Consider the following 21,901-nt stretch of genomic DNA (forward strand, 5'->3'; position numbering starts at 1 on the left):
GCCGCCATCATCACGCAGGGCACCACGGCAGCGAAGAAAGCATCCGCTCAAAAGCGAGTGTGACTTTTGGAAAACGGACATTTTAACTTTGCTAAAAGCGGACATTTCTACTTTGCTGTTACACACCCTACGATGTGCGGCTATTCCAGCCTTACCTTAAATGGCTTTCGCCAGTTCCGCAGCCAAGCCGATATAGTTCGCCGGCGTCATCTGCAGCAGCAAGTCCTTCGCCTCCTGCGGAATCGCCAGCTTCCCAATGAACTCCTGCAGCGCGTCACGCGTAATGCCCTTGCCGCGCGTGAGTTCCTTCAGTTGCTCGTACGGGTTCTCGATGCCGTAGCGGCGCATCACGGTCTGCACCGGCTCGGCCAGCACTTCCCAGTTCGCATCCAGGTCGGCTTCCAGGCGCGCCGCGTTCACTTCCAGCTTGTTCAGGCCGCGCAGGCAGCTGTCGTAGGCCAGCAGCGTGTAGCCGAAACCCACGCCGATATTGCGCAGCACCGTCGAATCGGTGAGATCGCGCTGCATGCGCGAGACCGGCAGCTTCTCGGCCATGTGGCGCAGCACCGCATTGGCCAGGCCCAGGTTGCCCTCCGAATTTTCGAAGTCGATCGGGTTGACCTTGTGCGGCATGGTCGACGAACCGATTTCGCCGGCGCGCAGCTTCTGCTTGAAATAGCCCAGCGAGACGTAGGTCCAGATGTCGCGGTTCAGGTCGAGCAGGATGGTGTTGGCGCGCGCGATGGCGTCGAACATCTCGGCCATGTAGTCGTGCGGCTCGATCTGGATGGTGTACGGATTGAACACCAGCCCCAAACGCTGCTCGATCACTTCCTTCGAAAACGCCGCCCAGTCGAAGCCGGGATAGGCCGCTAGGCTCGCATTGTAGTTACCCACTGCGCCGTTCATCTTGCCGAGAATTTCCACGCTTTCGATGCGCTTGATGGCACGCTGCAGGCGCGCGACCACGTTGGCGAATTCCTTGCCGAGGGTCGTCGGGCTGGCGGTCTGGCCGTGGGTGCGAGACAGCATCGGCAGCGATGCATTGGTGTGCGCGATCTCGGTCAGCTTGGCGATGATCGCCTGCAGCGACGGCAGCAGCACGCCATCGCGCGCGGCCTTGAGCATCATGCCATGCGAGGTATTGTTGATGTCTTCCGAGGTGCAGCCGAAGTGGATGAATTCGCTCGCCGCCACCAGTTCCGGCACATCCTTGACCTGCTCCTTGAGCCAGTATTCCACCGCCTTGACGTCGTGGTTGGTGACCGCCTCGATCTCCTTGATGCGGGCGGCCTGGGCATCGCCAAAGCTGGCTGCCATGCGCTCGAGGTGGGCGTTCGCTTCAGGCGAGAACGGCTTGATCTCGGCGAAGCCCGCCTGCGACAGCGCCTGCAGCCATGCGATCTCGACCTTCACGCGGTGGTGCATGAAGCCCGCTTCGGACAGGATCGGGCGCAGCTTGTCGGTTTTCGACGCGTAGCGGCCATCCAGCGGGGACAGGGCCGACAGGGTAGCCGACTGGGCAGATGAGGGGACGGTAAAGGTCATGGCGGGCGGTCCGTGCAAAAACGCGGATTTTACCACCGGCCGCGCCCCGGAGCCGCGCCGCCGGCCCGATCGCGGCCTGCGGATGGGCGCCATGGAAGGCGGCCGGGCACCGTTTCGGCACAACATGGCGATGCTATACTTGCATCTATTCTCCTACCCCGGGCATTTATGAAACTCATCGGTTCAACCACCAGTCCCTATGTGCGCAAGGTCCGCGTCGTGCTGGCGGAGAAGAAGCTCGATTTCAGCTTCGAGCAGGAAAACGTCTGGGTCCCGGAGACCACGATCCAGCAGGTCAACCCGCTCGGCAAGATCCCCTGCCTGGTGATGGAAGACGGCAGCACGCTCTACGATTCGCGCGTGATCGCCGAATACCTCGACACCGTTTCGCCCGTGTGCAAGCTGCTGCCGCCAAGCGGCCGCGAACGCACCGAGGTCAAGGTGTGGGAAGCGCTGGCCGATGGCGTGCTCGATGCCGCCATCCTGGTTTTCCTGGAGCGGCGCGAACGCCCGCCGGAACAGCAGAGCGCCAAGTGGATCGAACGCCAGCTGGGCAAGGTGCATGCCGGCCTGCGCGAGATGTCCGCCCGGCTGGGCGATTCAAGTTACTGCGTGGGCACGCATTACACGCTGGCCGACGTCGCGGCCGGCTGCGCGCTGGGCTGGCTCGCCTTCCGCTTCCCCGACATCGCCTGGCGCACCGACTACCCCAACCTGGCGCGCTTGTCCGATAAACTGTCCGAACGCGCGTCGTTCCGCGACACCGTTCCCTTCGTCGCGTGAGCGCGCCCGCCACCACCGTCGTCTTCGGCGAAGCGCTGGTCGACGATTTCACCACCGAGCAGGTCGTCGGCGGCGCGCCTTTCAACGTGGCGCGCCATCTGGCCGCCTTCATGGCGCCGCAGCTGATGGTCACCCGCATCGGCAACGACAGCCCGGGCCAGGCCGTGCGCGCGGAGTTCGAACGCTTCGCCATGAGCGAGGCCGGGCTGCAGCTCGACGCCATCGAAGAAACCGGCCGCGTTCTGGTCGAGCGTGGCCCGCGTGGCCACCGCTTCACGATCCTGCCCAGCCAGGCTTACGATTTCATCGACCGCGAGCAGGCGCTGGCGGCAGTGCAAAGCGTCGAAGGCAGCGAGCGCGGCATCATCTACTTCGGCACGCTGGCCCAGCGCAACGAGCGTTCGCGCACCACCCTGCATGCGCTGCTCGAGGCGACCGGCGCGCTGCGCTACCTCGACCTGAACCTGCGCGAGGGCCAGTACGACGAACGCTGCGTCACGCGCTCGCTGCAGGCGGCCAACATCGTCAAGGTCAACGAGGAAGAGCTGCAGTCGCTGTTCGGCTGGTATTTCCAGATGGAGGCGGATGCCCCTGCGCTGTCGGCGGAAGAAGTGCACGCCTCCTGCGGCGCGCTGCTGAAGATATTCTCGCTCGACGGCCTGATCGTCACGCTCGGACACCGCGGCTCGGTGTATTTCGGTGCGGACGGCAGCGTGGTCATGAACCGCGATAATCCGGCGCCGCCCTTCGTGATCGACACGGTCGGGGCAGGGGATGCGTTCTCGGCGATTTTCTTGCTGGGGAGGATGCGGGAATGGCCGCTGGAGCTCGCGCTGGCGCGGGCCAACGAGTTCGCGGGCGCGATCTGCGCGGTTCCGGGCGCGGTGCCGCGGGACCTGGGGTTTTATGACCAGTGGATGATGAAGTGGCGCTAGCTAGCTGCTAGCAAACTTGGGCGGAACAATGCCAGTGGCATTGTTCACTCCAAGTTCTTCAGTAGTACCGATACGGTTTGCTTATTCGCCAATCTGGCTCTGCAAATAATTCTGAATCCCCACCTTCACGATCAGGTCGAGCTGGGTCTCCAGCCACTCGATATGCTCTTCGGTGTCCTCGAGGATCATCAGGAACAAATCGCGGGTAACGTAATCGGCCGCCGCTTCGGCAGCCGCGATGCCTTCCTTGACTGTCACATGGGCCGCGCGCTCGAGCTTCAGGTCGCATTCGAGCATTTCCTGGGTCGACTCACCGATCAGCAGCTTGTGCAGCGCCTGCAGGTTCGGCAGGCCGTCGAGCATCAGGATGCGGTCGATCAGCTTGTCGGCATGCTTCATCTCGCCGATCGATTCGTCGTATTCCTTCTTCGCCAGGCGGCTGAAACCCCAGTGGCGGTACATGCGGGCATGCAGGAAGTACTGGTTGATCGCAGTAAGTTCGTTGGTCAGCTGCGCATTGAGCAGACGGAGAACGTTCGGGTCGCCTTTCATGTGGTGCCTTTGCTAATGTTGTATGTGGATGCGCTCCATGATATCAAACAAGCCAGCCAGACATGGGACCAGTTGCGCGTAAAAAGCTGAAAAAAGCCCGGTAGATGCTGGAAAAAGGCCGGAAATCGGCCGGAATAAAAACCGTTCTCACTCCACTTCCAGAATGCTTCTCACTACCTGCAAGGAGGGCAGCCGTCCTGCCGCTCCGGTCTCGCAGGGACGAAAAAAAGCCCCGCTGCATGGCGGGGCCCGGAGGAACAGGTGCTCGACTCAGGCCGCTTGCGGCACGCGGCGAACTTCGGTGATCGTGGTCTTGCTGTCCAGGTGCTCGTTCAGCACTTCGCGCGCATAGCTGACGCAGGTGCCGCACACCGTGCCCACGCCCAGTTCGCGGTACAGCTCGGCCACTGACGAGATGCCGAGGTCGATGGCCTGGCGGATTTCACGGTCGGAGATGTTGTTGCAGACACAGACGATCATCGTTTCGTTTCCTTGGAACTAGCGTGGTAGCTATTTGGTGCTCAGTTGGCGATTTGCTATTTAAATGAGAATCAATCTCATTCGTGTTCTATTCTCTCGAAACTCGGCCGCGTTTGCAACTGATTTTTGTGGGTTCGCTGAGGTATTTAAAAGCTGTGATCAAACCGCAAATAGAAATAATTCGCATTTAGGTTTATGATGCACATAGTTGTCTCATCAGCGCTACATGTTGTACCCATACCTCGGACGCGACCATGACTCTTGCATCTTCCCTCACCACGCTCGACGCCCTCCCGGCCGGCCAGAGCGCCACCGTGATCCACCTGGCGCCGACCAGGCAGGAGGACGGCAGCGACGTCCAGCGCCGCCTGATGGAACTCGGTTTTGTTCCCGGCGAGCGTATCCGCGTGCTCAAGCGCGTCATGGGGGGCCCGCTGGCCGTCAAGGTCGGCGAGTCGACCTTCGCGCTGCGCCGTTTCGAAGCCGCCCTCGTGTCGATCAAGCCGGAATAAACGCATGGGTGTCATGGAACAGCAGGTGGCGTCGCGTACGCCCCTGATCGCGCTGCTCGGCAATCCGAACTGCGGCAAAACTGCGCTCTTCAACCGTCTTACCGGCTCGCGCCAGAAGGTCGCGAACTACGCCGGCGTCACCATCGAACGCAAGGAAGGCAGCTTCACCTCGCCCGCGGGCCGGGCTTTCCGCGTGCTCGACCTGCCGGGCGCCTACAGCCTGAACGCCCAGACCCCGGACGAAGGCATCACGCGCGACGTCGTGGCCGGCCTGCGCGCCGGCGAAGCCCCTCTGGATGCCATCCTGTGCGTGGTCAACGCCACCAACCTGCGCCTGAACCTGCGCCTGGTGCTCGAATTGCGCCGCCTCGGCCTGCCGATGGTGCTGGCCCTGAACATGGTCGATGTCGCCAAAAAGCGCGGCATCGTTATCGATACCGCGACCCTGTCCTCTGCACTTGGCATGCCGGTGGTCGAAACCGTCGCCATCCACGCCGGCGGCGAGCAGGCCTTGCTGGCTGAACTCGACCGCATGCAGTTCGGCGACACCGTCAAGGCCAAGCCGCTGTCGGCGATCGACGAAGTGCCGGTCGAGGAAACCCAGCGCGAAGTGCGCCGCATCCTGGACCTGGCCGTGTCTACCTCCGGCGACAGCGGCAACCTGACCGAGAAGATCGACAACGTGGTGCTGCACCCGGTGTTTGGGCCCGTGATCCTGGCCGCGCTGATGTTCCTGATCTTCCAGGCAGTGTTCAGCTGGGCCGGCATGCCGATGGACCTGATCGAGGCGGGCGTCGGCGGCCTGGGCGAACTGGTCGGCTCCTGGCTGGGCGAGGGGCCGCTGCGCAGCCTGATCGTCGACGGCATCATCGCCGGCGTCGGCAGCGTGCTGGTGTTCCTGCCGCAGATCCTGATCCTGTTCTTCTTCATCCTCCTGCTCGAAGACGTCGGCTACCTGCCGCGCGCGGCTTTCCTGTTAGATCGCATCATGGGCAGCGTGGGCCTGTCCGGCCGCGCCTTCCTGCCGCTGCTGTCGTCCTTCGCCTGCGCGATCCCCGGCGTGATGGCCGCGCGCACGATCCAGAACCCGCGCGACCGCCTGGTGACGATCATGATCGCGCCGCTGATGACCTGCTCGGCGCGCCTGCCGGTGTATGCGCTGCTGATCGCGGCCTTCATCCCGGACCGCACCGTGGCCGGCTCCCTCAACCTGCAGGGCGTGGTGCTGTTCGTGCTGTACATGGCCGGCATCCTGAGTGCGATGGCGGTGGCCTGGTTCATGAAGCGCAGGAGCAGCTATAAACAGCAGGCGCTGATGCTCGAACTGCCGGCCTACCACTGGCCGCAGCCGGGCGCGCTGGCTTCCGGACTGTGGGAGCGTGCCAAGATCTTCCTGAAGCGGGTCGGCACCCTGATCCTGACCATGATGATCCTGCTCTGGCTGCTGTCGAGCTTCCCGGGCGCACCGGAAGGCGCGACCCATCCGGCCATCTACTACAGCGTGGCCGGCATGATCGGCCGCGCGCTGGCCGTGGTGCTGGCCCCGATCGGCTTCGGCTGGGAGATCGCCATCGCCCTGGTGCCGGGCATGGCCGCGCGCGAAGTGGCGGTCGGCGCGCTGGGCACCGTGTATGCGCTGTCGGGCGGCGACGAAGTCGGCAACACCCTCGCGCCGATGATCGCGCAATCGTGGTCGCTGGCCACCGGCCTGTCGCTGCTGGCCTGGTATGTGTATGCGCCGCATTGCCTGCCGACCCTGGCGACCGTGGCGCGCGAGACCGGCAGCCGCCGCTACGCCTGGATCATGGCCGGCTACATGTTCGGCCTGGCCTATGTGGCGGCCTTCATCGTCTACCGCACCACGCTGTACTTCACGGGAGCGTAAGCCATGTGGCAGGAGCTGGTCGTCGGGATCATCGTTGCGCTGGCAGCCCTGTACGCCGGCGCCAAATACCTGCCCGAGAGCTGGCGCCGCGCGCTGGTGCACCGCCTGTCGAAAGGCGGGCGCGAGTCGAAACTGGTGGCCTGGCTGGACACCTCGGCCAGCTGCGGCAGCGGCTGCGGCAGCTGTGGCAGCTGCGAGACGCCCGAGCCGGCCCCCGACACCGAGACGGGCAGGGACCGGGTCATCAAGATCCACGAGCGCCGCTAGCGCGCCCCGAGTTCCTTAGCGCGCGGGGTCGGTAACCACGTGCCAGGCGCCGCCGACACCGTCGCCGGTCTTGTCGCCTTCTTTCTTATCCTTGATGAACGTATACAGCGGCTTGCCCTTGTGGGCGAGCTGCTTGCTGCCGTCTTCGCGCGTGACGACCGACCACGGTTCGGCCAGCGCGGCGCTGCCGGCCGTCACCGGCGGCCAGTTGCGGGCGCAGGTCTCGACGCAGCTGCTCTTGCCGCTGCCGGCGGCATCCTTGTCATAGGTGTAGACGGTCATGCCCGAAGAATTCACCAGGACCCCATGCGCCGATTTCAACGGGGAGCTGGCGGGCGGGGCATCGGCGGCAAGAACGGTGGTGGAAAGTAGCAGGGCGGTAAGAGCGGTACTGACGCGAAGCAATTGCATAACAGCCTCCTGGTCGGTTACTGCATGGGTGGACTACCATTCTATTCCTGCTCGTCCAGTGCGTCGACCGCCGCGATGAGCCGGCGTGCGTCGAAGGGCGCATGCACCTTGATGTCGTTATCGAAGTAGCAGTAGACATCGCGTCCCTGCCTGCGCGGCGGCGCCTTGCCGGAGACCAGGCGCGCGTCGATCGGCTGCCCGCCGCGGCGCCAGGCATGCATGCGCCTGGCCCAGGCATCGATCGACGCGTCTTCGTAGCCGCTGGCATACAGCTCCTTGTCGCCATGCAGGCGGATGTAAACAAAGTCCGCGGTCAGGTCTTCGCACAGCGGCCACTTGCCCGCGGTGTCGGCCACCACCATCGCCACCTTGTACTTGCGCAGCAGGGCGATGAAGGCCGGGTCCATGAAGCTCTCGTGGCGGATTTCCACCGCATGCCGCATCGGGCGCTTGGGTCCCGCATCGAGCGAGACCTTGCCCTCCATGCGGGGCTGATGGAGAAGGGCGCGTTCGAGCGCGGCATTGGTATCCTGCGGCAGGATCGACAGGAAATGCTCGAAACGCTCCGGGTCGAATTTCACCATCGGCGGGAACTGCCACAGGAAGGGACCGAGCTTCTCGCGCAGTTCGAACACGCCCGAGGCCAGCACATTGGCCAGTGGGGCGTCGATCTCCTTGAGCTTGAGCATGTGGGTCAGGAAGCGGTTGCCCTTCACGGCAAACACGAAGCCGGGCGGTGTGGCGGCATACCATGCCGCATAGCTTTCGGGTCGCTGCAGCGAATAGAACGAGCCGTTGATCTCGATGGTCGGCAACTGGTTTGCCGCGTATTCCAGCTCGCGGTGCTGGACCAGCCCCGGTGGATAGAACACGCCGCGCCAGGGCACGTAACGCCAGCCGGAGATGCCGATGTAAGCCGATCCGCTCATGCGCCGACGATACACCGGCTCGCCTGTTGGCAGGCGCACAACCCGGCAGGCTGCGTGATAAGCTGCAGGCCTGTCGAACCTTATCGAAAGTGCCCATGATCGTCGTCCATCACCTGAACAATTCGCGCTCGCAGCGCATCCTGTGGCTGCTCGAAGAGCTTGGGCTGGAATACGAGATCAAGCGCTACCAGCGCGACCCGAAGACCATGCTGGCGCCGGCCGAACTGAAAGCCGTCCACCCGCTCGGCAAGTCGCCGGTGATCACCGATGGCGAGGCCACCGTGGCCGAATCGGGCGCCATCATCGAATACCTGCTGGAGCGCTACGGCAACGGGCGCCTGCTGCCGGCCGCCGGCTCGCCGGAGCGCCTGCGCTACACCTATTTCCTGCACTTCGCCGAAGGCACGGCCATGTCGCCGCTGCTCATGAAACTGGTGTTCGACCGCATCGAAAGCGGCCCGATGCCTTTCTTCGCCAAACCGATCGCGCGCGGCATCGCCCGCAAGGTCAAGGACAGCTTCATCATGCCGAACATCCGCAGCCAGCTCGATTACCTCGAGAGTGAACTGGGCAAATCGCCGTGGTTCGCCGGCAGCGAATTCAGCGCCGCCGACATCCAGATGAGTTTTCCGCTGGAGGCGGCCGCCTCGCGCGGTGGCCTCGGCAGCCAGTACCCGAAGCTGGAGGCTTTCCTGCAGAAGATCCACGCCCGTCCCGCCTATGCCCAGGCGATCGAACGCGGCGGCAAATACGACCTGGTCAAGTAGGCCGGGCATCGGCCCGCTTTCCGAAGCGGGCCGCGGGGTTTATCATGGCGGCGCGCGCACTACCCCGAACCTACCGTCCCCATTCCACCCATGAGCACACAGGGAAAGCTGCTGGCGATCGATGGCCTGAACATCGTCCGCCGCGTCTACGAAGCCAGTCCCGAGCCGGACTCCGACCTGAAGGCCAGCATCGCGCTGCGCCACGCGTTTTCGTCCTTCCGCATCCTGCTCGAGACGCATGCGCCGACCCACGTACTGGCCGCCTTCGACCACGGCGGCACTACCTGGCGCCATGCGCTGTACCCGCGCTACCGCGAGAACCGCGCGCCGATGCCGGGCTACCTGCGCGAGGCACTGCCGGAATTCCACGAGCGCCTGCGCCAGGCCGGGCTGCATGTCCTGATGCTGCCCGAGGTCGAGGCCGACGACGTGATCGCCACCGGCGTGATGCGCTGGCTGCAGGAAGGCCGCGGCGAAGCCATCGTCGCCACCACCGATAAAGACCTGCATGTGCTGGTTGCGCACGGCGCCCTGGTGTGGGACCACTTCAAGAACGAATGGCATGACGACGCCTGGGTGCGCCAGCGCTTTGGCGTGGCGCCGGAACTGCTGCACGACCTGCTGGCGCTGATGGGCGACCCGACCGACGGCGTGCCGGGCGTCTCCAAGATCGGCATGAAGACCGCGGCGCGCCTGCTCAATGCCTACGGCAGCCTGGAAGCGGTGGTGGCCGGCGCCGGCATCCTCAAGACGCCACTGGGCGAAAGGCTGCGCGCCGAGCGTGAGATACTCCAGGTCTCGCGCCAGCTGGTCGAGCTCAAGCGAGATGTGCGCCTGGGCGTGACCTGGAACATGCTGGCCTATGAGTCACACTGAAAGATAAAAGGGAAGATGCGATGCTCAAGGCATTGATCGTGGACGGCAGCGCAATCTCGCGCGGGCTGCTCAATACCGTGCTGACGGACGGCGGCTACGAGGTGGTCGCGCAGACGCATACCGGCCTGCTCGGCTATACGCTGGCAATGAAGCACCGCCCGCAGATCGTCTGCATCGCGCGCGAACAGGTCGAAGACGGCAGCCAGGTGGTCGAGGAATTGCGGGTCCACCTGCCGAAGGCGATGATCTTCATGGTGTCGGGGACCCTCGACGCGCCTGCCATCCAGGGCGCGGCCGCACGCGGCGTGCATGGCTTCGTGGTCAAGCCCTTCAAGGCCGACACCGTGCTCAAGACGATCCGCAATACCGTGATCGCGCTCGTGAAGAAGCAGCAGGGCGCGCCGGGAAATGGAAACTGAGCGGAGTCTGAACGAGGGCTTGCGCGGCGGCCGCTAGGCCCGGCTGCGGCGCGCGATTTCCTCGGACGCGATCGCGGCCAGTTCGTGCAGCGCGCGCAGTTCGCGCTCGCGCAGGCGGCGCGGTTCGCGGTCGAACACGCACAGGGTGCCGAGCTGGCGACCTGCGGCATCGGCCAGCGGCACCCCGGCATAGAAGCGCACATGCGGTTCGCCCGTCACCAGCGGATTGCCGGCAAAGCGTGGATCGTTCGCCGCATCGCCCACCACGAAGCTGCCACCTGCCGCCAGCGCATGGCTGCAAAAGGCCCAGTCGCGTGGCGTTTCGGTCAGGTCGATCCCGACGCGGGCCTTGAACCACTGGCGCTGCGCACCCAGCAGGGTCACGAGCGCGATCGGGCAACCCGTGAGCTGCGCCGCCAGCCGCGCCAGGCGGTCGAAGACTTCCTCGGGCGGCGTGTCCATCAGTCCTGAACCAGCCAGCGCCGCCAGCCGTTCCGCTTCGTCCGGCCGCTCCGGATCCGACGGGCTGCCATAGGGCGTGAATTCCGATGCGCGGGCGCTCCCCCCATCGCCTTGCCGGCTGAGCAAATGCCGTACGCTGCTCAGGCGCACGCGCCGATGGCCGCCGGGCGTTTTCCAGGTGGGCAGGGCGCCGCTCTCCATCCAGAGCTGGGTCGTACTAACCGCGATGCCAAGCAGCTTCGCCGCTGCGCGTGTCGTGAGGATCGGGTCGTCGTTAGGCGTGATCATGGGCGGCATCAATGTGAGTGGAATGATTCTACCTGATTTGCAACATAATTTGACGAAAATGCGTATTTGACCCGCTGTTTGCTGGAGGGTCTGCAGTACGGCACGCCGGGAGCCTGCGTATAATCGTCACTTTCGTCAAATCATTGCACCTTGGTGCGCATCCAGGCCCTCATGAATTCATTGCACGACCCGGAATCACGCGAAGCGAGCCGACTCGATGCCTTGCACCAGCTGGAGCTGCTCGATACCGCGCCCAGCGAAGCCTTCGACCGCATCACCCGCATGGCGGCGCAGCTGTTCCAGCTGCCGATCGCCGCCGTGTCGCTGACCGACGTCGACCGCCAGTGGTTCAAGTCCAAGGTGGGAGTGGAGCACAATGCGATCCCGCGCCTGAAGGCGCCCTGCGCCGCGGTCGCGGAAAGCGGCACCTTGCTGGCCGTGCCCGACCTGCTCGAAGACGCCTGCTTCCGCGACAGCCCGCTGGCCGAAAGCGGCATTCGCTTCTATCTTGGCGCGCCCCTGACGACCAAGGCCGGCCACTGCCTGGGCGCGATGTGCGTGCTTGGGACCGAGCCGCGCGCGGTGACCGAGGCTGAGCGCACCACCCTCACCGATCTGGCCGCGATGGTGATGGCGCAGGTCGAGCTGCAGCATGCGCTGGGACGGATCGATCCGCTCAGCGGCCTGCCTAACCGGAACCAGTTCGCCAGCGACATGCTCGACCTGCGCATCGTGGCGGCCGAGGGCGAGCCCCAGCTGGCTGCGCTGGTGAGCCTGGCCAGCCCGGAGCAGCTCAGCGACGCCATGCGCGTGATGGGCAGCGCCTGGCTCGACGAGGTCGTGCGCACGGCGGTGCCGGCCTTGCGCCGCCTCGCCGGCGAGGGCAAGGTCTACCACGTAGGCACGACCCAGTTCGCTTTCTTCGCGCCGCTCGGAGCGTCCCTGGTGCGCTTCAGCGGCACGCTGCTGGCCTGGCTGGGCGAGCGCGCGCCCAACGGCCAGGCCGGCTTCCTGACCAGCGCCACGGTGGGCCTGGTGCGTTTCGCCGTCGGCCAGGACGCGCCGCTCGACGTGCTGCGCAACCTGCACAGCGCCGCCCACGACGCGCGCGAGTCCGAATCCGGGCTGCGCGTGTATTCGGCCGAGCAGGATGCCCTGTATCGCCGCCGCTTCTGGCTGATCGGTGAACTTGGCCGCGCGCTCGAACGCCCGGACGAACTGCACCTGGCGTTCCAGCCGAAGATGTCATTGAAGGACGGCAGCTGCACCGGCGTCGAAGCCCTGCTGCGCTGGAACCATCCCGAGGCCGGGATGATCCCGCCGGGCGAATTCGTGCCCATCATCGAAAGCACCTCGCTGGCGCGCGCCACCACCGAATGGGTGCTGGAAGCGGCGATGCGCCAGCTCGTCGCCTGGCATGCGGCCGGGGTGGCGTTGCAGGTGGCGGTCAACGTGTCGGCGGTGAACCTGGAAGAACCGGATTTTTGCGAGCGCGTGCTGGAGGGCCTGGCGCGCCATGCGCTGCCGGCGGCCTGCCTGGCGCTGGAGCTGACCGAAAGTGCGCTGATGCGCAAACCGAAGGCGGCGCACGACACCATGGAGCGGCTGGCGCAGGCCGGCGTGAACATCGCCATCGACGATTTCGGCACCGGCTACAGCAGCCTGGCCTACCTGCAGGACATGCCGGCCGACGTGGTCAAGATCGACCAGTCTTTTGTGCGCGGCATGGAGAACGACGAGCGCACGCGGGCGCTGGTGACGACGATGATCAAGCTGTCGCACGACCTCGGCCACCGGGTAGTGGCGGAAGGCGTGGAAACCTCAGGGGTGGCGCAGTTGCTGCGCGAGGCGGGCTGTGACGAGGCGCAGGGGTATTACTATGCGCGGCCGATGGTGCCGGCCTTGTTGGCGGAGTGGCTGGCGCAGTGCGCAGCGTAATCATGTGCGGATACGGTTGTGGCTTTCGTAGCGTGGGCGGCTTGTAACCCGGGCATTTAGCCCGAGTTACCCCGCGCGTTCAACCGGCGCATGAAAACCGGCGCGTCAGTTCGTTAGTGATTTGAACGCGTGGGCGTTCGTAATTCCGGGCATTGCCCGAAATTACCCCGCCCACCCTACGGTAATCAGGTGCTCTTGGCGCCGATGAAACTGGCATCGATGATCCCACCACCCAAACACACGTCGCCGTCATACAGCACGGCCGACTGCCCCGGCGTCACCGCCCACTGCGGCTCCGTGAAATCCAGCGCAAAGCGATCCAGCCCATCAGCCAGCACCGTGCAGGCCACGTCCGCCTGCCGATAGCGCGTCTTGGCCGACAGCGCGCGCGGGGGCGGTGCTTCGCCTGCGATCCAGCTGGCCTGGCCGGCTTCGAGCCTGCCGGACAGCAGCCATGGATGGTCATGCCCCTGCACGATGTAAAGCGTATTGGTCGCGATGTCCTTGCGCGCCACAAACCACGGCTCGCCCGTGCCATCCGCGTTCTTGTGCGACTTCAGGCCGCCGATGCCGATACCCTTGCGCTGGCCGAGCGTGTAGAAGGACAGGCCGATATGCTCGCCCACGACGGTGCCGTCATCGAGCTTCATCGGGCCCGGCTTGTGCGAAAGGTAGCGGTTCAGGAATTCCCGGAACGGACGCTCGCCGATGAAGCAGATGCCGGTCGAATCCTTCTTCTGCGCGTTCGGCAGCTGCAGGCGCTCGGCGATCTTGCGCACCTCGGTCTTCGGGATTTCGCCCAGCGGGAACAGCGATTTCGAGAGCTGCGCCTGGTTCAGGCGGTGCAAGAAGTAGCTCTGGTCCTTGGTGTGGTCGAATGCTTTGAGTAACTCGAAGCGGCCGTCGTTCTCGCGCACGCGCGCATAGTGGCCGGTCGCGATCAGGTCGGCGCCCAGCTTCATCGCATGGTCGAGGAAGGCCTTGAACTTGATCTCGGCGTTGCACAGCACGTCCGGGTTCGGCGTGCGGCCGGCCTGGTATTCGCGCAGGAAGTCGGCGAACACGCGGTCCTTGTACTCGGCCGCGAAATTTACCGCTTCGATGTCGACGCCGACCACGTCGGCCACGCTGGCCGCGTCGATCCAGTCCTGGCGCGTCGAGCAGTATTCCGAATCGTCGTCGTCTTCCCAGTTCTTCATGAACAGGCCGATGACCTCGTAGCCCTGCTCCTTCAGCATCCACGCCGCGACCGAGGAGTCGACGCCGCCCGACATCCCGATGACGACCTTTTTCTTGCTCATCTTGTTTCCGTCTTGATTAGATTCCACCCTCGAACACCGAAGGATGGGTATACAGCAGGGCCAGCGGTATGCGGCGGCCGGCCAGGTAGTCGTCCACGCACTGCAGCACGATCGGGCTGCGGTGCTGTTCGACCGTGGCGGCGATTTCGTCGCGCGTCATCCACAGGGTGCGCAGGATGCCGTCGTCCAGCGGCTGGTTGAATTCTCGGCCCGCGTCGCCGCAGAAGGTGAAGCGCAGGTAGGTGATGTCGGTACCGCGCGACTTCGAATGGTAGCGCGACATGTACATGCCGACCAGGCCGGTCGGGATGAACTCATGCGCGGTTTCTTCCAGTGCTTCGCGCACCACCGCCTGCTCGAGCGACTCGTTCGGATCGAGGTGGCCTGCCGGCTGGTTCAGCTTCACGCCTTCGCTCGTTTCTTCCTCGATCAGGAGAAAACGGCCATCGCGCTCGATGATGGCGGCGACGGTCACGGATGGTTTGAAGATATCGGTCATGCGCGTCCTCGAAAAATGAGCCGACATTTTACCTTGACACAAGCTCCCTCTGCTCAACCATGCTACCTACGGTGCGCTTGCCTGTCGTTAAATGGCCTTGATCTTCTGCAAACATCGGATGGGTCGTCTGGCCGGGGGCCGCCATCTCCGACACAATCGACGATTAGCTTTTTTGGTATTTGTTATTAAGCAATTCTCGTCATTACATGATAGATTGTTGGAAAGAATGGTCCACTGAACGGAGGGATTCATGAGAATTGGCATACCGGCCGAGATACGGCCGGGCGAGACCCGCGTCGCTGCAACTCCCGAAACCGTCAAGAAGCTGGCCGCGCGCCACCAGGTACTGGTGGGGGCGGGGGCCGGCATCAAGGCATCGATACCCGATGCGGCCTATGAAGCCGCCGGGGCCACCATCGTCGACGCAGCCACCGCGCTGGGCGCCGACATGGTGCTCAAGGTGCGTAGCCCGGACAGCGCGGAACGCGCACAGATGCGGGCCGGGACCGTCCTGGTCGGCATGCTCAATCCCTTCGATACCGAGAATCTCGCGGCCATGGCCAGTTCCGGCCTGACCGCCTTCGCGCTGGAAGCCGCGCCGCGCATCTCGCGCGCGCAGTCGATGGACGTGCTGTCCTCGCAAGCCAACATCGCCGGCTACAAGGCCGTGATGCTGGCCGCGAACACCTACGGACGCTTCATGCCGATGCTGATGACCGCGGCCGGCACGGTCAAGGCCGCGCGCGTCCTGATCATGGGCGTTGGCGTGGCGGGCCTGCAGGCGATCGCCACCGCCAAGCGCCTGGGCGCCGTGATCGAAGCGTCCGACGTGCGCCCGCCGGTAAAAGAGCAGGTGGAGTCGCTCGGCGCCAAGTTCATCGACGTGCCCTTCCTGACCGACGAAGAGCGCGAGATCGCCAAAGGATCCGGTGGCTACGCACGTTCGATGCCGGCGGACTGGATGCGGCGCCAGGCCGAACTCGTGCACGAGCGCGCCAAGCTGGCCGACATCATCATCACCACCGCCCTGATCCCGGGCCGCAAGGCGCCGGTCCTGATTGCGGAAGAGACGGTGCAGGCGATGAAGCCCGGTTCGGTGATCGTCGACATGGCGGTCGAGCAGGGCGGCAACTGCCCGCTGACGGAACTGGGCCGCACGGTCATCAAGCACGGCGTGCACATCATCGGCGAGCCGAACCTGGCAGCCCTCGTGGCGGCCGACGCCTCGGCCCTGTATGCGCGCAACGTGCTCGACTTCCTCAAGCTCGTCATCGACAAGGACGACAAATTCATCATCGACCGCGAGGACGAGATCGTGCGGGCCACGCTGGTGTGTGCGGACGGCGCAGTGTTGCGGACCTGAGTTTCAGGGACAGATTCTAGGAGCGAAGCATGGAAATCAGCCACACCATCATCAACCTGATCATCTTCGTGCTGGCCATCTACGTCGGCTACCACGTGGTCTGGAACGTCACCCCCGCGCTGCATACGCCGCTGATGGCGGTGACCAACGCAATCTCGGCGATCATCATCGTCGGCGCCATGCTGGCCGCCGGCCTCACCGAAGGACTCACCGGGCAGGTCGCCGGCACCTTGGCCGTGGCGCTGGCCGCGGTGAACGTCTTCGGCGGCTTCATGGTCACCCGCCGCATGCTGGAGATGTTCAAGAAGAAGGAACCGAAGGCAGTCGCCAAGCCTGCCGCGTCGGGAGAGCAGGCATGAACTTCATCAGCATGAACCTGGTTACGCTGCTCTACCTGGTGGCTTCGGTCTGCTTCATCCAGGCACTCAAGGGCCTGTCTTCGCCATCGACTGCGCGCCTGGGTAACAGCTTTGGCATGGCCGGCATGGCGATCGCCGTGGTCACCACCGTCGCCCTGATCTTCAAGCTGCAGGCCGAACTCGCCACCGGCCGCGGCATGGGCTTCCCGCTGGTGATCCTGGGCGTGGTGGTCGGCGGCGCGATCGGCGCGGTCGCGGCCAAGAAGGTCGAAATGACCAAGATGCCGGAACTGGTCGCGGCCATGCACTCGCTGATCGGCCTGGCGGCGGTGTGCATCGCCATTGCCGCGGTGTCCGAACCCTGGGCCTTCAACATCGCCACCCGCAGCACCCCACTGCCGTTCGGGAACCGGCTCGAGCTGTTCATCGGTACTTTTGTCGGTGCGGTGACTTTCTCCGGTTCGGTGATCGCCTTCGGCAAGCTGTCGGGCAAATACAAATTCCGCCTGTTCCAGGGCGCGCCGGTGCGCTTCGCGGGCCAGCACATCCTCAACCTGGTGCTGGCGGTCGCGCTCGTCGCGCTGGGCCTGATGTTCTGCTTCGCCGACGGCGTGGAGCCGGCCTGGACCCCGTTCATCATCATGGCGGCTCTAGCCTTCATCCTCGGCGTGCTGATCATCATCCCGATCGGCGGCGCCGACATGCCGGTGGTGGTGTCGATGCTGAACTCCTACTCAGGCTGGGCGGCCGCCGGCATCGGCTTCTCGCTGAATAACTCGATGCTGATCATCGCCGGCTCGCTGGTCGGCTCGAGCGGCGCGATCCTCTCGTACATCATGTGCAAGGCGATGAACCGTTCCTTCTTCAATGTGCTGCTGGGCGGATTCGGCGGCGAAGCGGTGGTGGACGACGGCGGAACCAAAGAGCAGAAGCCGGTGAAATCCGGCTCGGCCGACGACGCCGCCTTCATCCTGCAGAACGCCGAGTCGGTGATCATCGTCCCGGGCTATGGCCTGGCGGTGGCCCGCGCCCAGCACTCGGTCAAGGAACTGGTCGACAAGCTGACCGCGCACGGCGTGCAAGTGCGCTACGCGATCCACCCGGTGGCGGGCCGCATGCCCGGCCACATGAACGTGCTGCTGGCCGAAGCCGAGGTGCCCTACGACCAGGTGGTCGAGATGGAAGACATCAACGGCGAATTCGGCCAGACCGACGTGGTGCTGGTGCTGGGCGCGAACGACGTGGTGAACCCCGCGGCAAAAGACCCGAAATCGGCCATCGCCGGCATGCCGATCCTCGAGGCGTACAAGGCGAAAAGCATCATCGTCAACAAGCGCTCGATGGCCTCCGGCTACGCCGGCCTCGACAACGAGCTGTTCTACCAGCCAAACACGATGATGGTCTTCGGCGACGCCAAGAAGGTCATCGAATCCATGGTGAAAGCCGTCGAATAAGGCTTTTTGAACTGCTAATTAGGGTCAGAGTTAAATTATTTACCAATTGATTCGCCGATCTGTCGGCCGGCCACGAAACATGGCACGCCATCAGCTGATCGAAGGTTCTTGGCAAATAATTCGACTCTGACCCTATTTATTTTGGCTTGATGCTGGCTGAGGGAAACGATGAACGAGCTGCGTTTCAACGTGTTTGGCAAAGTGGTCGCCGTCACCGGTATATCAGGAGCATGGCAAGCGTTCTATCCCGGAACCAATGGCACCCGCAGGCCAGCCGACTTCATCATCCCCGCCGACATTCCCGAGGATGGCCTGGCCGAATACCTCGCCGACCTGTTCCACGAAGACGCCACACCCCAGCGCCCCACCGTCCTCCGCCTGAACTCTAACTAGGGTCAGAGTCGAATTATTTGCCAATTGATCTGCCGATCCATCGTGAGGCCAACAAACATGGCGTTGGGTCAGTTGATCGTAGGTTCTTGGCGAATAATTCGACTCTGACCCTAATTATTTGGTGCGCCGTTGGTGGCACACAAAATTAGGGTCAGAGTCGAATTATTGAGTACGGTCTTCAGATCAATTGGTGGAGGCTAATGTAAATAACCACGAGCCAGATGATCGCAGGATCTTGGCAAACAATTCAACTCTGACCCTAATTAGGGGTTAGCGGCGGCCGAACATCATCAGGTCGGCGAGCAGGAGGCGGGCGGGTTTGACGATGTCGAGGGCGGCGAGGGAGAGGCCGAGCAGGGGTTGCAGCGGGCCGGTGCCGGTGAAGGCGCGGGCCATCGTGTCGGTCAGGCTGATCGTCAGGCGGCGGTCGGGGTGGCGCTGGTCCATGAAAGCCGTGATCGCATCGGGGCCGGCGCCGCGGGCGAGCTGGCGTGCCAGCACTGCGGCGTCGCGCAGGCCGAGGTTCAGGCCCTGGCCGGCCACCGGATGCAGGGTCTGGGCGGCGTTGCCGATGGCGACCGTGCGCGCGCTGGCGCGGGCTTCGGCGTTCAGGCCGAGGGGGAAGGCGACGCGCGCAGAAGTCGCGGTGAAGCGGCCGAGGCGGCCACCGAAAGCCTCGCCGAGCTGGGCGAGGAAGCCGGCATCGTCGAGCAGCTGGATGTCCGTCGCACGCCCGGGGCGCATGCACCACACCAGCGCATAGCCGTGGCCGTCGCCGCCATCCTGCGGCAGCAGCGCCAGCGGACCTTCGTCGGTGAAGCGCTCGAAGGCGCGGTATTCAATAGGGTCGCTCACGCTGACGCGCGCAATGAGCGCGGTCTGTTCGTAGTCGCGCTGCTGCGCCTTGCTTTCCTGCTGGCCGAACACGCCGCCCTCGGCTTGCACCGCCACCTGTGCAGCCACCGAACGGCCGTCATCCAGGCGCAGTACCACACCGCTCGCCTCTTCGTCGAGTGCTTCCACGCGCGCCGGGCGCAACGTCGTCACGCCGGCACGCTGGCAGGCGCGCGCGAGCGCGTCCACCACGTCGCCGTAGCGCGCCACATAGCCCAGCGCGGGCAGCTTGTGCTCGGCGCGGTCGATCAGGCTGCGACCCAGCTGGCCGCGGCGCGAGACGTGGATCTCGTGGATCGGCGTGGCCGGCAGCGGCCAGGCGCGCACTTCTTCGAGCAGCTGCACGCTGCCCCAGGACAGCGCGATCGAACGCGGGTCGGTGATGGCCTGGCCCAGCGATTTGCCGTCGATCAGGGCGATCCGGTTGCCCGCCACGCCACGCCGGACCTGGAAGGCGGCCAGCGCCAGGCCCACCGGGCCGGCGCCGCAAATCGCTACATCGACATCGATCCGTTCGTTCATGGGTGCTCCCGCATCAGCGCTTCAATCTCGGCCACCGTTTTCGGCGCCGAACCGGACAGCACGCGGCAGCCGCCATCGGTCACGATCACATCGTCCTCGATCCGGATGCCGATGTTCCAGAACTGCTCCGGCACGCCTTCCGCCGGACGCACGTAGATGCCCGGTTCCACCGTCAGCGCCATCCCCGCGAGCAAAGGGCGCGAGGGCCGTGTGCCCAAGGTCACGTCGCGGTAGGGACCGACATCGTGTACGTCCATGCCCAGCCAGTGGCCGGTGCCGTGCATGTAGAACTGCTGGTAGGCCTTGTCGGCAATCGCATCGTCCGCCGAGCCGTATTTCGCCTTGTCGAGAAGGCCCAGGTCGAGCATGCCGGCCGTGAGCACCTGCACCGCCGCCTCATGGACGTCGCTGTAAGGCCGGCCGGGGACGATGGCCGCCAGCGCCGCATGCTGCGCCTGCAGCACCAGCTCGTACAAGGCCTTCTGCGGCGCACTGAAGCGCCCATCCACCGGCCAGGTACGGGTGATGTCCGATGCATAGCCGTCGAATTCGCAGCCGGCATCGACCAGCACCAGCTCACCCTCGCGGCACTGCCGGTTATTCTGGTTGTAGTGCAGGACGCAGGCGTTGACACCCGAAGCGACGATCGGGGTATAGGCCGGGAACTGGGCGCCGTGGCGCCGGAATTCGTGCAGCAGCTCGGCCTCGATTTCGTATTCGAACCTGCCTGCGCGGGTAAAGCGCATCGCCCGCGCATGCGCGCCGCCGGCAATGCTTGCTGCGCGCGCCATCAGGGCGATCTCGCCCTCGTCCTTCAGCAAGCGCATTTCGTCGAGGATGCCCAGCAGGTGGTGGAGGGTGGCGGGCGCCGTGATGCCGCTGCGGCCTTGCGCGCGCACCGCCTGCAGCCAGCTGCTCACTTGCGCGTCGAGCGCGGCGCTGTGGCCCAGTGCGTAGTAGAGCGCCGGCGCATTCGCCAGCAGCTTGCCCATCTGCGCATCGAGATCGTCGATGGGATGCGCCCCGTCGAAACCAAACTCCGTGCGCGCCGCCTCGGGACCATGGCGGTAGCCGTCCCAGATCTCGCGCTCGGGATTTTTCTCCCTGCAGAACAGCACCGAACGCGCAGGCGTCTCGCCGCTGGCAGCGACCAGCACCAGCGCGCTTTCGGGTTCGGCAAAACCGCTCAGGTAATAGAAATAGCTGTCGTGCCGGTAGGGATACTCGCTGTCGCCATTGCGCACGATTTCCGGCGCAGTGGCCAGCACTGCGACTGCGCCCGGCTGCATGCGTTCCAGCAGCCGCGCGCGACGCTCCGCGTACCGAAGGGCGCCGCCCGTCATGAGCCTGTTTTCAGCGACCCCAGCGGCGCGTTCAGTTCTTCCAGCTGGCCGGCGGTGCCGACATTGACCCACAGGCCGTTGTACAGCTCCCCGCCCACGCGGCCCTGGTCGATGAACTTGCGCATCAGGGGGCCGAACTTGACGAAGTCGCCCGCGGTGATCCCCTCGAACATCTCGGGACGGTAGACGCCGATGCCGGCGAAATTCCACTTTTCCGGCCCGTCGTTCCGGAGCGTGTACATGTCGAGCGCGAAGTCGCCCTGCGGGTTATGCCACGGGTTCGGCGTCAGCCACAGCCAGGCGATGTCGCGCTGGTCGACCGGGATCGGCACGCCCACCATGTCCTTGTCCTTCAGGACGTCGAGTACCTGCGAGAAGTCGAAATAAGGCGCGTAGATATCGCCCGACACCGCCAGGAAGGGTTCGTCGCCCAGCAGGTGCAGGGCATTCACGATGCCGCCCGCGGTTTCCAGCGGGGCCGGCTCGTGCGAATACTGGATGCGCGCGCCGTACTTGCTGCCGTCGCCCAGCTCTTCCTCGATCATGTGGCCGAGGTGCGAGTGGTTGATGACGATGTCGGTGATCCCGGCACGCACGAGATTGAGCACGTGGTAGGTGATCATCGGGCGCCCGCGGACCTTCAGCAGGGGCTTGGGGCAGGCGTCCGTCAGCGGCCGCATGCGCTCGCCGCGGCCGGCGGCGAAAATCATGGCTTTCATGG

General features: G+C 64.7%; 24 protein-coding genes. 13 read left to right on the top strand and 11 right to left on the bottom strand.

Annotation, left to right across the window (positions count from 1 at the left end; translation table 11 throughout):
* Positions 1-156: 156 nt before the first annotated feature.
* The gene (purB, locus tag HGB41_RS18975; protein ID WP_171087382.1) at positions 157-1,548 is read right to left on the bottom strand and encodes an adenylosuccinate lyase; all 1,392 of its coding nucleotides are present in this window, start codon (positions 1,546-1,548) and stop codon (positions 157-159) included.
* A gap of 168 nt (positions 1,549-1,716) precedes the next feature.
* On the opposite strand from purB, the gene HGB41_RS18980 reads away from it, so the two are divergent.
* Both HGB41_RS18980 and HGB41_RS18985 read left to right on the top strand, forming a co-directional pair.
* Entirely contained in the window at positions 1,717-2,331 is a 615-nt protein-coding gene (locus tag HGB41_RS18980; RefSeq protein WP_171087385.1) for a glutathione S-transferase C-terminal domain-containing protein, read from the top strand.
* Positions 2,328-3,266, top strand: coding sequence for a PfkB family carbohydrate kinase (locus HGB41_RS18985; protein ID WP_171087386.1), 939 nt, complete (start codon positions 2,328-2,330; stop codon positions 3,264-3,266). The genes HGB41_RS18980 and HGB41_RS18985 overlap by 4 nt, the downstream gene beginning before the upstream one ends.
* Before the next feature lie 81 nt (positions 3,267-3,347).
* On the opposite strand, the gene bfr is transcribed toward HGB41_RS18985, so the two are convergent.
* The gene (gene bfr, locus HGB41_RS18990) at positions 3,348-3,818 is read right to left on the bottom strand and encodes a bacterioferritin (protein WP_171087388.1); all 471 of its coding nucleotides are present in this window, start codon (positions 3,816-3,818) and stop codon (positions 3,348-3,350) included.
* A gap of 270 nt (positions 3,819-4,088) precedes the next feature.
* Positions 4,089-4,298, bottom strand: coding sequence for a (2Fe-2S)-binding protein (locus tag HGB41_RS18995; protein WP_171087390.1), 210 nt, complete (start codon positions 4,296-4,298; stop codon positions 4,089-4,091).
* A gap of 254 nt (positions 4,299-4,552) precedes the next feature.
* Here HGB41_RS18995 and HGB41_RS19000 point away from each other — a divergent pair, with 254 nt between their 5' ends.
* The 3 genes from HGB41_RS19000 to HGB41_RS19010 are packed head-to-tail and all read left to right on the top strand — an operon-like array spanning position 4,553 to position 6,962.
* Positions 4,553-4,810, top strand: a complete 258-nt coding sequence (locus HGB41_RS19000) for a FeoA family protein (protein ID WP_171087391.1) — start codon at positions 4,553-4,555, stop codon at positions 4,808-4,810.
* Positions 4,811-4,814: 4 nt separating this feature from the next.
* Entirely contained in the window at positions 4,815-6,695 is a 1,881-nt protein-coding gene (feoB, locus tag HGB41_RS19005; protein ID WP_171087392.1) for a ferrous iron transporter B, read from the top strand.
* A gap of 3 nt (positions 6,696-6,698) precedes the next feature.
* Complete coding sequence (locus HGB41_RS19010) at positions 6,699-6,962, top strand: DUF6587 family protein (protein ID WP_171087394.1); 264 nt, start codon at positions 6,699-6,701, stop codon at positions 6,960-6,962.
* A 15-nt stretch (positions 6,963-6,977) separates the two neighbouring features.
* On the opposite strand, the gene HGB41_RS19015 is transcribed toward HGB41_RS19010, so the two are convergent.
* Together HGB41_RS19015 and HGB41_RS19020 are read right to left on the bottom strand one after the other, a co-directional pair.
* Positions 6,978-7,373, bottom strand: a complete 396-nt coding sequence (locus HGB41_RS19015; protein ID WP_171087396.1) for a COG4315 family predicted lipoprotein — start codon at positions 7,371-7,373, stop codon at positions 6,978-6,980.
* 41 nt (positions 7,374-7,414) lie between these two features.
* Positions 7,415-8,302, bottom strand: coding sequence for a DUF72 domain-containing protein (locus HGB41_RS19020; protein WP_171087399.1), 888 nt, complete (start codon positions 8,300-8,302; stop codon positions 7,415-7,417).
* Positions 8,303-8,397: 95 nt separating this feature from the next.
* Here HGB41_RS19020 and HGB41_RS19025 point away from each other — a divergent pair, with 95 nt between their 5' ends.
* The 3 genes from HGB41_RS19025 to HGB41_RS19035 all read left to right on the top strand — a co-directional run bounded on the left by HGB41_RS19025 (position 8,398) and on the right by HGB41_RS19035 (position 10,364).
* The gene (locus tag HGB41_RS19025) at positions 8,398-9,069 is read left to right on the top strand and encodes a glutathione S-transferase (RefSeq protein WP_171087402.1); all 672 of its coding nucleotides are present in this window, start codon (positions 8,398-8,400) and stop codon (positions 9,067-9,069) included.
* A 90-nt stretch (positions 9,070-9,159) separates the two neighbouring features.
* Positions 9,160-9,945 carry a 5'-3' exonuclease gene (locus tag HGB41_RS19030; RefSeq protein ID WP_171087403.1) on the top strand — a complete coding sequence of 262 codons (786 nt, stop codon included), beginning with the start codon at positions 9,160-9,162 and terminating at the stop codon, positions 9,943-9,945.
* A gap of 20 nt (positions 9,946-9,965) precedes the next feature.
* On the top strand, positions 9,966-10,364 hold the full coding sequence (locus HGB41_RS19035) for an ANTAR domain-containing response regulator (RefSeq protein WP_171087404.1): 399 nt from the start codon (positions 9,966-9,968) through the stop codon (positions 10,362-10,364).
* 33 nt (positions 10,365-10,397) lie between these two features.
* Here HGB41_RS19035 and HGB41_RS19040 read toward each other — a convergent pair whose 3' ends face one another.
* The gene (locus HGB41_RS19040; protein WP_171087410.1) at positions 10,398-11,114 is read right to left on the bottom strand and encodes a GAF domain-containing protein; all 717 of its coding nucleotides are present in this window, start codon (positions 11,112-11,114) and stop codon (positions 10,398-10,400) included.
* 171 nt (positions 11,115-11,285) lie between these two features.
* On the opposite strand from HGB41_RS19040, the gene HGB41_RS19045 reads away from it, so the two are divergent.
* Positions 11,286-13,052, top strand: a complete 1,767-nt coding sequence (locus HGB41_RS19045; RefSeq protein ID WP_171087412.1) for a putative bifunctional diguanylate cyclase/phosphodiesterase — start codon at positions 11,286-11,288, stop codon at positions 13,050-13,052.
* 185 nt (positions 13,053-13,237) lie between these two features.
* Here the strand turns inward: HGB41_RS19045 and mnmA are convergent, their stop codons facing one another.
* Both mnmA and HGB41_RS19055 read right to left on the bottom strand, forming a co-directional pair.
* Positions 13,238-14,353, bottom strand: a complete 1,116-nt coding sequence (gene mnmA / locus HGB41_RS19050; protein WP_171087414.1) for a tRNA 2-thiouridine(34) synthase MnmA — start codon at positions 14,351-14,353, stop codon at positions 13,238-13,240.
* A gap of 16 nt (positions 14,354-14,369) precedes the next feature.
* On the bottom strand, positions 14,370-14,852 hold the full coding sequence (locus tag HGB41_RS19055) for an NUDIX hydrolase (RefSeq protein WP_171087416.1): 483 nt from the start codon (positions 14,850-14,852) through the stop codon (positions 14,370-14,372).
* 250 nt (positions 14,853-15,102) lie between these two features.
* Here HGB41_RS19055 and HGB41_RS19060 point away from each other — a divergent pair, with 250 nt between their 5' ends.
* From HGB41_RS19060 to HGB41_RS19075, 4 genes are all read left to right on the top strand, one after another.
* Positions 15,103-16,215, top strand: coding sequence for a Re/Si-specific NAD(P)(+) transhydrogenase subunit alpha (locus HGB41_RS19060; RefSeq protein WP_171087418.1), 1,113 nt, complete (start codon positions 15,103-15,105; stop codon positions 16,213-16,215).
* 29 nt (positions 16,216-16,244) lie between these two features.
* Positions 16,245-16,574: an NAD(P) transhydrogenase subunit alpha part 2 gene (locus tag HGB41_RS19065; protein ID WP_171087419.1), complete on the top strand. Its 330-nt coding sequence runs from the start codon at positions 16,245-16,247 to the stop codon at positions 16,572-16,574.
* A complete protein-coding gene (locus HGB41_RS19070; RefSeq protein ID WP_171087421.1) occupies positions 16,571-18,028 on the top strand; it encodes an NAD(P)(+) transhydrogenase (Re/Si-specific) subunit beta in 1,458 nt (485 codons plus the stop codon). Before HGB41_RS19065 ends, HGB41_RS19070 begins: the two co-directional genes overlap by 4 nt.
* A 168-nt stretch (positions 18,029-18,196) precedes the next feature.
* Positions 18,197-18,421 carry a DUF7661 family protein gene (locus HGB41_RS19075; RefSeq protein ID WP_171087423.1) on the top strand — a complete coding sequence of 75 codons (225 nt, stop codon included), beginning with the start codon at positions 18,197-18,199 and terminating at the stop codon, positions 18,419-18,421.
* Between the two features lie 270 nt (positions 18,422-18,691).
* Here HGB41_RS19075 and HGB41_RS19080 read toward each other — a convergent pair whose 3' ends face one another.
* From HGB41_RS19080 to murU, 3 genes are read right to left on the bottom strand one after another with little or no spacing between them, the layout of a single operon-like run.
* Positions 18,692-19,837, bottom strand: a complete 1,146-nt coding sequence (locus HGB41_RS19080) for an FAD-dependent monooxygenase (protein ID WP_171087425.1) — start codon at positions 19,835-19,837, stop codon at positions 18,692-18,694.
* Complete coding sequence (pepP, locus tag HGB41_RS19085) at positions 19,834-21,180, bottom strand: Xaa-Pro aminopeptidase (RefSeq protein WP_171087427.1); 1,347 nt, start codon at positions 21,178-21,180, stop codon at positions 19,834-19,836. The genes HGB41_RS19080 and pepP overlap by 4 nt, the downstream gene beginning before the upstream one ends.
* Complete coding sequence (murU, locus tag HGB41_RS19090; RefSeq protein ID WP_171087429.1) at positions 21,177-21,899, bottom strand: N-acetylmuramate alpha-1-phosphate uridylyltransferase MurU; 723 nt, start codon at positions 21,897-21,899, stop codon at positions 21,177-21,179. The genes pepP and murU overlap by 4 nt, the downstream gene beginning before the upstream one ends.
* Between the last annotated feature and the right edge of the window lie 2 nt (positions 21,900-21,901).

Source organism: Telluria aromaticivorans, assembly GCF_013003915.1.
Classification (GTDB): domain Bacteria; phylum Pseudomonadota; class Gammaproteobacteria; order Burkholderiales; family Burkholderiaceae_D; genus Telluria; species Telluria aromaticivorans.

Excerpts from the sequence above, each read along its gene's own strand:
- purB (WP_171087382.1), bottom strand. The coding sequence starts at position 1,548 with ATGACCTTTACCGTCCCCTCATCTGCCCAGTCGGCTACCCTGTCGGCC.
- HGB41_RS18980 (WP_171087385.1), top strand. The coding sequence starts at position 1,717 with ATGAAACTCATCGGTTCAACCACCAGTCCCTATGTGCGCAAGGTCCGC.
- bfr (WP_171087388.1), bottom strand. The coding sequence starts at position 3,818 with ATGAAAGGCGACCCGAACGTTCTCCGTCTGCTCAATGCGCAGCTGACC.
- HGB41_RS18995 (WP_171087390.1), bottom strand. The coding sequence starts at position 4,298 with ATGATCGTCTGTGTCTGCAACAACATCTCCGACCGTGAAATCCGCCAG.
- HGB41_RS19000 (WP_171087391.1), top strand. The coding sequence starts at position 4,553 with ATGACTCTTGCATCTTCCCTCACCACGCTCGACGCCCTCCCGGCCGGC.
- feoB (WP_171087392.1), top strand. The coding sequence starts at position 4,815 with ATGGGTGTCATGGAACAGCAGGTGGCGTCGCGTACGCCCCTGATCGCG.
- HGB41_RS19010 (WP_171087394.1), top strand. The coding sequence starts at position 6,699 with ATGTGGCAGGAGCTGGTCGTCGGGATCATCGTTGCGCTGGCAGCCCTG.
- HGB41_RS19015 (WP_171087396.1), bottom strand. The coding sequence starts at position 7,373 with ATGCAATTGCTTCGCGTCAGTACCGCTCTTACCGCCCTGCTACTTTCC.
- HGB41_RS19020 (WP_171087399.1), bottom strand. The coding sequence starts at position 8,302 with ATGAGCGGATCGGCTTACATCGGCATCTCCGGCTGGCGTTACGTGCCC.
- HGB41_RS19025 (WP_171087402.1), top strand. The coding sequence starts at position 8,398 with ATGATCGTCGTCCATCACCTGAACAATTCGCGCTCGCAGCGCATCCTG.
- HGB41_RS19030 (WP_171087403.1), top strand. The coding sequence starts at position 9,160 with ATGAGCACACAGGGAAAGCTGCTGGCGATCGATGGCCTGAACATCGTC.
- HGB41_RS19035 (WP_171087404.1), top strand. The coding sequence starts at position 9,966 with ATGCTCAAGGCATTGATCGTGGACGGCAGCGCAATCTCGCGCGGGCTG.
- HGB41_RS19040 (WP_171087410.1), bottom strand. The coding sequence starts at position 11,114 with ATGATCACGCCTAACGACGACCCGATCCTCACGACACGCGCAGCGGCG.
- HGB41_RS19045 (WP_171087412.1), top strand. The coding sequence starts at position 11,286 with ATGAATTCATTGCACGACCCGGAATCACGCGAAGCGAGCCGACTCGAT.
- mnmA (WP_171087414.1), bottom strand. The coding sequence starts at position 14,353 with ATGAGCAAGAAAAAGGTCGTCATCGGGATGTCGGGCGGCGTCGACTCC.
- HGB41_RS19055 (WP_171087416.1), bottom strand. The coding sequence starts at position 14,852 with ATGACCGATATCTTCAAACCATCCGTGACCGTCGCCGCCATCATCGAG.
- HGB41_RS19060 (WP_171087418.1), top strand. The coding sequence starts at position 15,103 with ATGAGAATTGGCATACCGGCCGAGATACGGCCGGGCGAGACCCGCGTC.
- HGB41_RS19065 (WP_171087419.1), top strand. The coding sequence starts at position 16,245 with ATGGAAATCAGCCACACCATCATCAACCTGATCATCTTCGTGCTGGCC.
- HGB41_RS19070 (WP_171087421.1), top strand. The coding sequence starts at position 16,571 with ATGAACTTCATCAGCATGAACCTGGTTACGCTGCTCTACCTGGTGGCT.
- HGB41_RS19075 (WP_171087423.1), top strand. The coding sequence starts at position 18,197 with ATGAACGAGCTGCGTTTCAACGTGTTTGGCAAAGTGGTCGCCGTCACC.
- HGB41_RS19080 (WP_171087425.1), bottom strand. The coding sequence starts at position 19,837 with ATGAACGAACGGATCGATGTCGATGTAGCGATTTGCGGCGCCGGCCCG.
- pepP (WP_171087427.1), bottom strand. The coding sequence starts at position 21,180 with ATGACGGGCGGCGCCCTTCGGTACGCGGAGCGTCGCGCGCGGCTGCTG.
- murU (WP_171087429.1), bottom strand. The coding sequence starts at position 21,899 with ATGAAAGCCATGATTTTCGCCGCCGGCCGCGGCGAGCGCATGCGGCCG.